General features: G+C 64.9%; 9 protein-coding genes. 6 read left to right on the forward strand and 3 right to left on the reverse strand.

The annotated features are described in order from the left end of the window. Window positions 1–115 precede the first annotated feature (115 nt). Window positions 116–595, reverse strand: a complete 480-nt coding sequence (locus EV679_RS14275) for an Lrp/AsnC family transcriptional regulator (RefSeq protein WP_068371217.1) — start codon at window positions 593–595, stop codon at window positions 116–118. 289 nt (window positions 596–884) lie between these two features. Here EV679_RS14275 and EV679_RS14280 point away from each other — a divergent pair, with 289 nt between their 5' ends. Next, complete coding sequence (locus EV679_RS14280) at window positions 885–1772, forward strand: LysR family transcriptional regulator (RefSeq protein ID WP_341272969.1); 888 nt, start codon at window positions 885–887, stop codon at window positions 1770–1772. A gap of 197 nt (window positions 1773–1969) precedes the next feature. Here the strand turns inward: EV679_RS14280 and EV679_RS14285 are convergent, their stop codons facing one another. After that, window positions 1970–3298, reverse strand: coding sequence for a tetratricopeptide repeat protein (locus tag EV679_RS14285; protein ID WP_130487575.1), 1329 nt, complete (start codon window positions 3296–3298; stop codon window positions 1970–1972). A 323-nt stretch (window positions 3299–3621) separates the two neighbouring features. Here EV679_RS14285 and def point away from each other — a divergent pair, with 323 nt between their 5' ends. The 5 genes from def to nadB all read left to right on the forward strand — a co-directional run bounded on the left by def (window position 3622) and on the right by nadB (window position 11702). Next, complete coding sequence (gene def / locus EV679_RS14290) at window positions 3622–4155, forward strand: peptide deformylase (protein WP_068371231.1); 534 nt, start codon at window positions 3622–3624, stop codon at window positions 4153–4155. Between the two features lie 76 nt (window positions 4156–4231). After that, entirely contained in the window at window positions 4232–7693 is a 3462-nt protein-coding gene (locus tag EV679_RS14295; RefSeq protein ID WP_068371234.1) for a hybrid sensor histidine kinase/response regulator, read from the forward strand. A gap of 266 nt (window positions 7694–7959) precedes the next feature. Next, complete coding sequence (gene nadC, locus EV679_RS14300) at window positions 7960–8862, forward strand: carboxylating nicotinate-nucleotide diphosphorylase (protein WP_068371237.1); 903 nt, start codon at window positions 7960–7962, stop codon at window positions 8860–8862. 82 nt (window positions 8863–8944) lie between these two features. Continuing rightward, a complete protein-coding gene (gene nadA, locus EV679_RS14305; protein WP_068371240.1) occupies window positions 8945–10108 on the forward strand; it encodes a quinolinate synthase NadA in 1164 nt (387 codons plus the stop codon). Beyond that, entirely contained in the window at window positions 10092–11702 is a 1611-nt protein-coding gene (nadB, locus tag EV679_RS14310; protein WP_130487576.1) for an L-aspartate oxidase, read from the forward strand. The genes nadA and nadB overlap by 17 nt, the downstream gene beginning before the upstream one ends. A 22-nt stretch (window positions 11703–11724) precedes the next feature. Here nadB and EV679_RS14315 read toward each other — a convergent pair whose 3' ends face one another. Continuing rightward, entirely contained in the window at window positions 11725–12534 is an 810-nt protein-coding gene (locus EV679_RS14315; protein WP_165390059.1) for a sugar phosphate isomerase/epimerase family protein, read from the reverse strand. Window positions 12535–12541 lie beyond the last annotated feature (7 nt).

The raw sequence follows: 12541 nt of genomic DNA on the forward strand, positions 1-12541 counted from the left end.
GCTGCCCCGAGTTGTTCCTCTCCAGCCCCGCAAGGGGCTGTCTCTCCGGAATGCCGGCAAGGCTTGATACGCTGGTATTTCTTTTGCTGATCTTCCGGGCCCTGCGCCCGGAAGATCAGGCTTCTTCCAGCGGCAGGCCGTTGTTTTCCTTGACCCACTCCATGACGAAACTGGAGCGGCAGTCGCGCACGCTTTCGTGGTGCAGGACCTTGTCGGAAATGAAGCGCGAAAAATGATTCATGTCGCGTACCGCCACGCGCAGCAGAAAGTCCATTTCCCCCGTCAGCGACACGCACTCCACGACCTCAGGCCAGGACTGCACGGATGCCTGGAACATTTCCTTGGGGCCGACCTGGGCCGCACCCACCTGTTTTTCCAGCCGCACGTTGACATAGGCCATCAGGCCAATACCGGCTGCCTCCGCGTTGATCACGGCGCGGTAGCCCTTGATCAGGCCCTCTGACTCCAGGCGTTTCACGCGCCGCAGCACAGCCGAGGACGATAGCCCGACTTCCGCTGCCAGTACATCGAAGGAAGACCTCGCGTTTTCCTGCAAAAGCCTAAGAATGCCCAGATCCGCTTTATCAAGCTGCATTGATTTCCACTTGGGTTTGAAATGAGTGCCAAGAAACGCAACCGTCGCCCGAGCGCCACGCCTCTGATACATGGCCAGCGTCCAGTTCGGGAACCGCCTAGGACGGGCATGCCATGGAAATTCTAAATCATGCAGGATACCCGCATGGGCAGGCCGGACCTGCAAATTACCCGCAAAGTGGCACAAATACCGCCAGAATCAGGGATAACCCCGTCTTCCAGCATAAAATCCACGGAGATATCCCCTCATTTTCCTGTCTGCGCGAGCCCCCATGGATAGACTCCAGGCCATGAATACCTTCGTCGCCGTCGTGGATGCCGGCAGTTTTGTCGGCGCCATGGACGCCACTGGCCTCTCCAAGCCAGCGGTTTCCCGGCAGGTGGCTGACCTGGAACAATACCTGGGCGTACGGCTGCTGCACCGTACGACGCGCCGCCTGTCACTGACCGATGAAGGACGGCTCTACTACCTGCGCTGCAAGGAAGTGCTGGCGGCAGTGCGCGAGGCAGAAGACGAGGCCGGTACACGCGCGGCACAGGCCCATGGCCGGCTGCGCATCGGTGCGCCGCATGACTTCGGCATCCTTCACCTGGCGCCGCTGTGGGCCCGCTTCATGGCGCTCAACCCGCAGGTTGAGCTGGATATCGTGCTGTCGGACCGCGTCGTCGACCTGATCGAGGAAGGCTACGACCTGGTGGTGCGCATCGGCAATCTCACCTCGTCCGGACTGGTTGCCCGCCCCCTGGCCCGGACGCGCATGGTGCTGTGCGCCGCGCCCGCCTACCTGGAACGGCACGGTGTGCCAGAAGAGCCGCAAGCCCTGGCCCAGCACGCCATTATTGGCTACAGCTACTCATCACATGGCGATGAATGGCGTTTCTTGCATGAGGACGGCCGACGCGCCGGCCTGCGAGTGCAGCCGCGCGCCCATGCCAACAGTGGCGCCACCTGCCTGGCGCTGGCGCTGGCCGGCCAGGGCGTGATCCTGCAACCGGATTTCCTCAGCCATGGCGCGCTGCAACGCGGCGATCTGGTGGAACTGATGCCGCAATGGCAAGCCGGCACTATCAACGTACATGCCGTCTACCCGACCCGCACGCTGCTACCGCTCAAAGTTCAACTATTGCGGGATTTCCTCGCGGACGCGCTGCGCGATCCGCCCTGGCTCGCCGCCTGAGTCCCTGTTCGGATATGGCAGTGCCGTCACTGCACCGACCACGGCACGGGCCATCCTGGCCACGCTGGCCAGTTCCGTTGCCTGCCGCAGGCGCTGGGCCTGGAAAGCGGACCGCGCGCTGGCGCTGCCACCCGCGAAGAAATCCGTATCTTTTCGTCGCCATAGCGTCATGGCAGGCTCTCGCACTCGTACGTTACTCAGCCTGCGCTGCCTGAAGCGGACTTGAGCGCTTCGATGCGCTGGGCATAGCCGGCGGCATCCGCACTGCGGCCCTGGCTGACGCACAAGGCATGCAGGTTTTCCAATACCGGCAGCAGGCGGGCATCTTCCGTGCCCAAGACCTGTTCGGAAAGCGCCAGCGATTGCAGGAACAGTTTCTCGGCTTCGGCAAAGCGGCGCTTGCGGTAGATCGGCCCGGCCATATTGTTCAGAATCTGCGCCTGGCCCAGCAGGGCGTCCGCCTCATTGCCATGGGTAGCATAGGCGTCAAGCGCCTGCTGGTACAGGGCGCTGGCGCCGGCTTCATCGTTCTGCTCTTCGCGCAGGCGTGCCTGGCTCGACAGCAAGTGCGCAGCAGCCAGGCTGTCCGCCCCCTGCCCGCGCTGCACCAGCGCCAGCGCGCGCGCCAACAGAGGTTCCGCTTCGGCATATTCCTTGCGGCTCATGTGCCAGATCGCCAGTTCATTCAAATGCCCGGCGATGCCCGGGTCTTCCGGGTTGAGGCGTTCGCGCAGCGCCAGCGCGGCGCGGTGCAACGGTTCGGCTTCATCATTGAGCCCCTGGCGATTCAGCAATGCGGCCAGTTCGCCCTGGCTTTGCGCTACCACGATATCGTTGTCGCCCAAGGCCTGGCGCCGCAATTGCAAGGCTTCTTCCAGTGCCGCACGCGCCGCCGCCACGTCCCCGCGGGATTCCTGCACCCGCGCCTGGCGCGTCAGCCCGTCGGCGCGTACCAGCGGCGGCAGTTCCGCCGAGGATGCCAGCAGGGCGCTGGTATAGCGCTCGGCCTCGGCCTGGTTGCCTTGCGCCGCATACACACGGCCCAGTGCGGCATTCAGATTCGCCTTGAGCGTATTGTTCTGTGCATCCGCCGGCAAGCCGGACACGATATCCAGGCCGCGCTTGTAGTAAGTCAGCGCCTCTTCGCCACGGCCTTGGCCGTCTAGCGTATTGCCCAGGTTATAGGCCAGCGAAGCCGTATTGGTGTGCTTGCCCAGCGACTGTTCACTCAACTCCAGCGAACGCTTCTGCAATTCGATCGCCTTGTCGTACTCGCCACGCTCGCCATGGATCATGGCCAGCAGATTCAGGCTGCTCGCCATATAGGGCTTGGTATTGCCCTTGCCCGACTCGGCGATCTTCAGCGATGCGCGCGCGGCTTTTTCCGCGCCCGCGAGATCCTGCGCCTGATATTGTTTGATGGCTTCGTCGTACTGGGTCTTCCAGTCGTCCGTTGCGGCCTGTGCCGTCGTTCCCGCCCAAGCCAGCAGGCAAGCTCCCAGCAAATGTTTGATGTTGATGTTCATGGATCAATCCGGTCCGTCGAGATGGCACATATGCCAGAAAACGCCACAGCTGACCGCGTCAGCGACGTACAGACTCGAAGTTTAGACAAAAAGACGATTGATATAGATATTTATTTCTAAATCATGACCCTCCCCGCCCCCCGACCCTTTCCCTACAATAGAGCCTGCCCCCCGGAATGCCCTGCACAGTCCGCGCGGACAACGAGGCGCGGAAAATCCGCCGGGATGTCTGGCCCTAGGCCCGCCAGGCATGTCAGAATGAAATATCTGCCAGAACCCGGTGCTTGGCACCATGGCCTGGCCAACGGATCAGGAGAACGACGATGATTCGCGAGATTCTGAAGATGGGAGACCCGCTGCTGCTGCAGATTGCGGAACCCATCGAACACTTTTCCACGCCGGAACTGCTGGCGCTGGTGGCCGATATGTTCGAAACCATGGACAGCGCGGATGGCGTCGGGCTGGCTGCGCCGCAGATCGGCGTCAGCCTGCAGCTGATGGTCTTCGGCTTCGAGCACAGCGAACGTTATCCGGATGCCCCGGCCGTGCCGCGCACGGCGCTGTGCAACCCCATCATCGAACCGCTGACGGAAGAAACCGAGGACGGCTGGGAAGGCTGCCTGTCCATCCCGGGCCTGCGTGGCGTGGTGCCGCGCTACCGTGCCATTCGTTACACCGGCTATACCCCTGAAGGCGAGGAAATCAGCCGTACCGCGGAAGGCTTCCATGCGCGTGTCGTGCAACACGAATACGACCACCTGATCGGCCGCTTGTACCCGTCACGCATCCAGGATTTCGGCCTGTTCGGCTATACCGACGTGCTGTTTCCGGAACGCAGCCAGACCGGCAGGGCCTGACACACTGTTGCGCCCGGCCATGCCCTGAAGCACGCCACGCAGGCATCGGCCCCTGGCCGGAAAGGATGACACGACAATGCTGCCAGCCTGGGTTTTGCTGGTCTCGCTAGGCTATGCCGCGCTGCTGTTCGCGGTCGCCTGGGCTGGCGACCGCTATCCGCTCTATCCGCAGCGGCCCTGGCTGCGGCCGGCGGTCTACAGCCTGGCGCTGGCAGTCTATTGCTCGTCCTGGACCTTCTATGGCGCGGTCGGTTCAGCCGTGCGCTACGGGATAGGCTATCTGCCCATCTATCTCGGGCCATTCCTGATGATGCTGTTCGGCTGGCGCATCATGGAACGCCTGGCGCTCATTGCGCGCTCGCAGAACACGGTATCCATTTCCGACTTCATTGCCAGCCGCTACGGCCGTTCGCAACGCCTGGCTGCGCTGGTGGCGATCATTGCCCTGCTGGCGGCCGTGCCCTATCAGGCCCTGCAGTACAAAGCGGTGGCGCTGAGCCTGGATGTCCTGACCGGGCCCACCCGCGACGCCAGCCTGCTGGGTGATCCGGCACTGTATGTCGCCATCCTGATGGCGGTGTTCTCCGTGATGTTCGGCACGCGCAAGGTCGATGCGACCGAGCACCGCCCCGGCCTGATCCTGGCCGTAGCCTTCGAATCACTGGTCAAACTCATCGCGCTGATCACCATCGGCGTCTTTTCCATTCTCTGGTTTTCCGGCAGCGGCACCAGCCTGGTCCAGGCCACCCAGACCCTGCTGGACCGCCCGCCCATCGGCTTCGTGGGCCAGACCTTGCTGGCTTTCGCAGCCATGATCTGCCTGCCGCGCCAGTTCCACGTCGCCATCGTCGAATGCGGCGATGTGGCCGACATCCGGCGCGCGCGCTGGTGGTTCGGCGGCTATCTGGTCATCGTCTGCCTGATGGTGCTGCCGATTGCCAGCGCCGGCGCTGCGCTCTTCGGCTTCAGCGATACGGCCGCGCCCGACAGCTTCGTGCTTGCGCTGCCGCTGGCGCAGAACAATGCCGCACTGGCACTGGTGGCATACATCGGCGGTTTTTCTGCCGCCACGGGCATGGTCATCGTGGCCAGCGTCGCGCTGTCGACCATGATCAGCAATGACCTGATCATGCCCATCCTGCTGCGCCGCCGCCGTGCCGGATCGCTGGAACGCAACGTTGCCGGTACGGTACTGTGGGTGCGGCGCGTCGGCATCTTTTTCATGGCCTCGCTGGCCTATGGCTACTACCGGGCCAGCGGCAGCGATACCGCGCTGGCCTCCTTCGGCCTGATGGCCTTTGCCGCCGTGGCCCAGTTCGGTCCCGGCCTGGTGGGCGGGCTTTACTGGAGCGGCACCAGCCGCCGGGGCGTGGAAGCCGGGCTGCTGGTGGGCTTTGGCATCTGGACCTATACGCTGCTGCTGCCCAGCCTGACCGAAAGCGGCTGGCTGGACCCGGCCTGGATGCGCGACGGCCTGTTCGGCCTGCTCTGGCTGCGCCCGCAGCACCTGTTCGGCAGCACCGGCTGGGACCCGCTGACCCACGGCACCTTCTGGTCCCTGCTGCTCAATGGCCTGACCATGCTGCTGGTATCCATGCGCTGGCCGCCGGGCCTGGCCGAACGCCTGCGCGCCGAGCCTTTCCTCAACCCCTATGCGGAGCACCGCGCCCAGGCGCCCAGCCAATGGCGCGGCAACCTGCAAGTCACCGACCTGCAGGTCCTGGCCGGCCGCATCATCGGCGAACCTGCCGCCCAGAAGGCCTTCGAGGAACAGGCGCGCCAACGCGGCCTGACGCTGGCGCCCGGATTGCCCGCCGACGCGGCATGGATACACACCACCGAACTGCTGTTGGCAGCCGCCGTCGGCGCGGCCTCCGCACGCCTGCTGATGACCACGGCGCTGGAAGGCTCGGGCATGGAGATCACGGCCATCGTCGCAATCCTCGACGAAGCCGGGCCGGCGCTGCGGTTCAACCGCGAGATCCTGCTGGCCACCCTGGAAAACATTGACCAGGGCGTGAGCGTGGTAGATGCGGAAATGCGCCTGGTGGCCTGGAACAAGCGCTATCTCCAGCTGTTCGGCTATCCGGCGGACATGCTGTACGTCGGCCGTCCTGTGGCCGACCTGATTCGCTTCAATGTGGAGAACGGCAAGCTCGGCCCGGCCTCGCGCCTGGATATCGAACAGGAAATCGACAAGCGCATTGCGTTCATGCGTGCCGGTTCACCGCATATCTTCCAGCGCGTGCTGGAAACCGGGCAAGTGCTGGAACTGCGCGGCCGCCCCCTGCCCGCTGGCGGCTACGTCACCACCTACAGCGACATCAGCGCCTACAAGCATGTGGAAGGCGAGCTGCGCGAAATGAATGAGAACCTGGAGCAGCGGGTGGCCGAACGCACCCGCGAGGCTGAACAGGCCCAGGAGTCTCGCACCCGCTTCCTCACCGCCGTCAGCCATGACGTGCTGCAACCCATCAATGCCGCACGGCTGTTCGCGTCGGCGCTACGGGCCTCTGACCAGGCAGCCGAACAAAAGCACCTCGCCGAGCGCGTCGATACCTCGCTGCGTGCCGCCGAGGAATTGCTTGACGGCCTGCTGGATGTATCGCGCCTGGATGCCGGCGCCCTGCGGCCGGATGTCACGGTATTCGACGCCGGCATCCTGATGCGCCAACTGGTCGAACAGTATGCGCCGATGGCCCAGGGCCGGGGGCTGGAACTCCGGCTGCACGCGCGCTCGCATTATGTGCGCAGCGACCAGCGCCTGTTGCGGCGCGTGCTGCAGAATTTCCTCGCCAACGCCTTGCGCTATACCCGCCAGGGCCGCATCCTGCTCACCGCCCGCCAGCGCGGCGACAGCATCGTGTTCCAGGTCTGGGATACCGGCCCCGGCATTCCCTCGCACCATCTGCGCCAGATCTACGAAGAATTCCACCGCTACGAACAGCCCTTCGACTGGGACGGCCGTGGCCTGGGCCTGGGGCTTTCCATCTGCCAGCGCATTTCCCTGCTGCTGGGCCATGCGCTGGACGCGCGCTCCATCGTCGGGCGCGGCAGCATGTTTTCCATTGCCGTGCCGCGTGTCGCGGCGCCGGCGCCCGATGCCGCCCACCTGGCCAGGCCCGCAGGACAGGCGCCGGATGCCAGCAATGTCGCCGGCCTGAAAGTGCTGTGCGTGGATAACGACCCCGATATCCTCGAAGGCATGCGCGCCCTGCTGCAGCGCTGGCAGATAGACATAGACTGCGCCACCACGGTAGACGAAGCGCTGGCCGCCATGGCCCATGCTCCCGACGTGCTGCTGGTGGACTATCACTTGCACGACCGCCTGGACGGGCTCGACACCCTGGACGCACTGCGCGCATTGCGGCCGGGCGTACGGGGCGCGCTGCTGACTGCCGACGGCAGCGATACGCTCAAGCAGCTGGCCCGGACGCGGGGCTACCATGTTCTGACCAAACCAGTGAAGCCTGCCTCCTTGCGTGCCTACCTGGCAGCCCAGCTCAAGGCCGCCCGCTCCGGGGCTGTCTCTCCCTAGCCACATGGCACACGCCCCGGGGAAACCCGGACTTTACTTATGCTCAATTAAAGAATAAAACTTATGCTCACGAGCAGAATAACAGTCTGACAACGATCCGTCCGCCCCCCTGGGCCGGTCTTGGCACCGCGTCATGCCTCGCCGCAGCAACGCTACCCACAGCGTCGCAACAACGCCGGGGCCATGCCTGCGTGTGGCGGCCTGGATGGCCTATGCCCTGGCTGTGCATTCTGCGTTCCACAACTTTTTTCGCAAGGATAATGCTCATGGAGAGCAAATCTATCGCCTCCACCCCCAATGCCGCTGCGGCGGCCGACGCCTGGCCTGCGCCCCCCCTGCCACGGCTCATCCTGGAACCGCAGGTGCGCGCCGCCTTGCTGGAAGACCTGGGCCGGCGCGGCGATATCACCAGCGATGCCATCATCCCGGCCGACACCGAAGCCCGGCTGGCCCTGCGCGCACGCGAATCCGGCGTGCTGGCCGGCCTGGATGCGGCCCGCCTGGCGTTCGAACTCATGGACGGCCGCATCCACTTCGAGCCCGCCATGGCCGACGGCACGCACCTGGCGCCCGGCGACACCATCGCGCTCATACACGGCCCGGCCCGCGCCCTGCTCGGTGCGGAACGCACAGCGCTGAACTACCTGAGCCACTTGAGCGGCATCGCCAGCGCCACGGCGCGCATCGCCGATACCGTACGCCCCTACGGCACGCGTGTGAATTGCACTCGCAAAACCTTGCCCGGACTGCGCAGCCTGCAGAAATACGCGGTGCGCGTCGGCGGCGGCAGCAACCATCGCTACGGCCTGGATGATGCCGTCCTCATCAAGGACAACCACATTGCCATCTGCGGCAGCTTGCAAGCCGCCGTCGAACGCGCACGCGCCCATGCCGGCCACCTGACCGCACTGGAAGTCGAGGTCGATACCCTGGCGCAACTGCGCGAAGCACTGGACCTGGACGTCGCCGTGGTGCTGCTCGACAACATGGATACCGATACGCTGCGCCAGGCGGTTGCCCTGGCACGCGGACGCGCCGTCACCGAAGCCTCAGGCGGCGTGTCGGAAGCCAGTGCTGCCAGCATTGCTGCAACCGGCGTCAATTACATCGCCATCGGCGCGCTGACGCACAGTGTGCGTGCGCTGGATATCGGACTGGATAGCCTCTAACCCCTGCGCCTGCTGTCGGGCCGTAGCCGGACACCTGCTGCGCCCCATAAATACTCACATAGAGCATAAAAGGAACCCTGCCATGCCAACTGCCGCCAGTCCCGATGCCCTCCGCCGCTGGTTCGATTACGACACGCACGCCAGCGCACCGGCTGCAGGCTCAGCCTGCTCCACCCGCAGCGCCTGGGCCACTGTGCCGCCGCCACTGGATGACAGCCTGCGCGAGCATTACCGCACCCGCATCAAGACCCTGCTACATCGGGAAAATGCCGTACTGGTCGCGCACTACTATGTCGATGCAGACCTGCAGGATCTCGCTCGGGAAACCGGCGGCTGCGTGGGAGATTCGCTGGAAATGGCGCGCTTCGGCCGCGACCACGATGCCGCCACCATCGTTGTCGCCGGCGTTCGCTTCATGGGCGAGACTGCGCGCATTCTGAGCCCGGAAAAACGCATCCTGATGCCCGACCTGAGCGCCACCTGCTCGCTCGACCTGGGTTGCCCCGCAGACGAGTTCCGCGCCTTCCGCGCACTGCACCCGGATCGCACCGTAGTGGTCTATGCCAATACCAGCGCCGCCGTGAAAGCCCAGGCCGATTGGGTGGTTACCTCCTCGGTGGGGCTGGATATCGTCGCCAGCCTGCACGCGCGCGGCGAGAAGATCCTGTGGGCGCCGGACCGCCACCTGGGCAGCTACATCCAGCGCCAGACCGGTGCCGACATGGTGCTGTGGCAGGGCTCATGCCTGGTCCACAATGAGTTCAAGGGTTTCGAACTCGAAACGCTGCGCCAGGAATACCCGCACGCGAAAGTGCTGGCGCATCCGGAATCACCAGACTCGGTGGTCAGCCAGGCGGATGTCGTCGGCTCCACCACGCGCCTGATCCAGGCGGCGACCGAACTGGACGCCACGCATTTCATCGTCGCCACAGACATGGGCATCCTGCACGAAATGCGCATGCGCGCCCCTGGCAAGACTTTCCTGGCGGCGCCAACCGCGGGCAACAGCGCCGCCTGCAAAAGCTGCGCCTTCTGCCCCTGGATGGCAATGAACGGCCTGGCAGGCCTGGCCAACGCGCTGGAACACGGCCAGGGTGAAATCACGCTGGAACCGGCCCTGGCGCAGGCCGCCCGCCTGCCCATCACCCGCATGCTGGACTTTGCCGCCGCGCGCCAGGCGCGCGTGCAGGCCAGCGGCGACCTCGAACAAGATATGGAGCTTTACAGCCATGTGGGCGCAGCCTGAACCTACCCATACCGCGCCGCAGCGTTTTGACGCCATCATCGTCGGCGGCGGCCTTGCCGGCGTCACTGCCGCACTGCACCTGCCTGCGCACTGGCGCATTGCTCTGGTGCTCAAGCAAGCTCCTGAACACAGCGCCAGCTACCATGCCCAAGGGGGGATTGCCGCCGTGCTGGCGCAGGATGACAGCATTGCCGCTCACGTCGAAGACACGATAATCGCCGGCGCGGGGCTCTGCGATATCGGCCATACGACAGGCATCCTGTCGCAAGCAGGCGCGGCCATCGCCTGGCTGCAAGCCATGGGCGTGCCATTCAGCCAGGAAAACGGCTGCCTGCACCTGACGCGCGAAGGCGGACACAGCCAACGCCGCATCGTGCATGCGGCCGACGCCACGGGCCATGCCGTGATGGAGGCACTCTGGCCGCACATTGCCAGGCACCCGGGTATCACCGTGCTGGGCGGGCACGCCGCCATAGACTTATTGATCGCCGAGCCAGGCCAGCATCAACACTGCCAGGGCATCACTGCCATCGACCTGGACCGCGGCACCATCCGGCCTCTGCTGGCACCGCATACCATGCTGGCAACGGGCGGCAGCGGGCAACTCTACCCTCGTACCACCAATCCCGCCGGCGCGACCGCAGACGGCGTAGCCATGGCCTGGCGCGCAGGGTGCGTCATCGAAAACATGGAATTCATCCAGTTCCACCCCACCGGCCTGGCAGTGGAAAATTGCCAGCAGAATGGACGCACGCCCCTGATCTCCGAAGCCATGCGCGGCGAAGGCGCGCTGCTGCGCCTGCCTGACGGCGACCGCTTTATGCCCCGCCACGATGCTCGCGCGGAACTGGCCCCGCGAGACATCGTGGCCCGCGCCATCTACCGCGAAATGCAAGACCACAAGCTGGACCATGTCGACCTGGACATCAGCCATCGCAGCCCAGGTTTCCTGGCCAGCCATTTCCCCAACCTCATGGCATTGTGCCGTTCATACGGCATAGACCCCGCCACGACACCCATTCCCGTCGCCCCCTTGGCGCACTATGCCTGCGGCGGCATCCGCACCGACCTGAACGGACGCACCAGCCTGCCTGGCCTCTACGCCATCGGTGAATGCGCCAGCACGGGCCTGCATGGCGCCAACCGGCTGGCCAGCAACTCGCTGCTGGAGTGCGTCGTCATGGGGCGCGCCAGCGCACGCGATGCCCTTTTGGGCAATCGAACGCCAGACATGGCTGACGACCAGCTTGGCGAGGCCATGCATTGCCGCTCAGTTCTGAGAAGCCATGCCATACCCGAGCCTGCGCCGCACAGCACATGGGATGATACGCGCTGCGCCCAGGCGCGCCGCACCCTGCAGCACCTCATGTGGCAAGGCGCAGGCATTCTTCGCACCCCTGCGGGCATGGCGCGGGCCAGCCTGGAATTGGGCCAGCTGCGCCATTCCTTCCTGGCTGCGACACGACCGGTAACGCTGTCCCTGGCCTGGCTGGAACTGCGCAACCTGCTGGACGTTGCCGGATTGGTCCTGGACGCAGCCTCGGCACGCCAGGAAAGTGTAGGGATGCATGCGCTGGAACACAGCAGCACCTGAAACACCCCTCGCAGCGTGCAGCCTATCTGGCCGTTGAGCCCGTCCCCAGGCTCGCCAGGAAGGCTTCGCCTGCCTCGCGCGCCTCACGGGCACGCTGCGCAGGCGGCAAGCCCAGGTAGCGCGCATTGGGCGCTTCGATTTCCAGTTCGATATGCGCAGGCACGGCATCCATCAGCCCACGCAAATCCAGTTCGCCCTGCCCTGGCAAAAGCCTCCCCTGTCGCATTTCCTCATGCAAATCGCTGCCTGGCGGCAAGCGCAAGGGGGCATCGCACAATTGCAGGGAAAACAGGAGGGCAGGGTCGACGTTCGCCACCTGGCCCGGCCCGCCACCCGAGCGCCACAAATGCAAGGCATCTATGACCAGGCCCAGACGGTCCCCCGCACCAGCCTGCTGCAATACATCAAGCGCATCCTCCAGCGCAGGGATCTTGCTGACAGGGATGAACTCCAGGCCAACCCGGACGCCATACTGCTTGCCCAACTCTGCCACCGCATGCAATTGCTCCGCCACGCCCGCACGGTCAGGATGGAAAGAGTTGGCAACCAGCGTATGGATACCGAGCTGGGCGCAAGCGGCCAGTACTGGCTCATAATCGGACGGCCGCACTTGGTCGGTGAAGCGATAGCTTGATGCGCTGGTCAGCGCCAAACCACTGTCACGAGCCACTGCCGCCAACTGCGCCACAGCGGCTTCGCGGAAAACATCCAGGGGCCACTCGTCACCAGGACGATGCCCGGTCAACCGGATGGCGCTGGCACGAAACCCGCCTTCAGCCGCTGCACGCACCATTTGCTCAGGCGCCAGTTCCGCCAGAGTGAGATATGCCATGACAAGG

This window comes from Kerstersia gyiorum, assembly GCF_004216755.1.
Lineage (GTDB): Bacteria > Pseudomonadota > Gammaproteobacteria > Burkholderiales > Burkholderiaceae_B > Kerstersia > Kerstersia gyiorum.

What these genes read in the sequence shown, in the direction of transcription:
- EV679_RS14275 (WP_068371217.1), bottom strand. Translation starts at nt 595, where the DNA reads ATGCAGCTTGATAAAGCGGATCTGGGCATTCTTAGGCTTTTGCAGGAA.
- EV679_RS14280 (WP_341272969.1), top strand. Translation starts at nt 885, where the DNA reads ATGAATACCTTCGTCGCCGTCGTGGATGCCGGCAGTTTTGTCGGCGCC.
- EV679_RS14285 (WP_130487575.1), bottom strand. Translation starts at nt 3,298, where the DNA reads ATGAACATCAACATCAAACATTTGCTGGGAGCTTGCCTGCTGGCTTGG.
- def (WP_068371231.1), top strand. Translation starts at nt 3,622, where the DNA reads ATGATTCGCGAGATTCTGAAGATGGGAGACCCGCTGCTGCTGCAGATT.
- EV679_RS14295 (WP_068371234.1), top strand. Translation starts at nt 4,232, where the DNA reads ATGCTGCCAGCCTGGGTTTTGCTGGTCTCGCTAGGCTATGCCGCGCTG.
- nadC (WP_068371237.1), top strand. Translation starts at nt 7,960, where the DNA reads ATGGAGAGCAAATCTATCGCCTCCACCCCCAATGCCGCTGCGGCGGCC.
- nadA (WP_068371240.1), top strand. Translation starts at nt 8,945, where the DNA reads ATGCCAACTGCCGCCAGTCCCGATGCCCTCCGCCGCTGGTTCGATTAC.
- nadB (WP_130487576.1), top strand. Translation starts at nt 10,092, where the DNA reads ATGTGGGCGCAGCCTGAACCTACCCATACCGCGCCGCAGCGTTTTGAC.
- EV679_RS14315 (WP_165390059.1), bottom strand. Translation starts at nt 12,534, where the DNA reads ATGGCATATCTCACTCTGGCGGAACTGGCGCCTGAGCAAATGGTGCGT.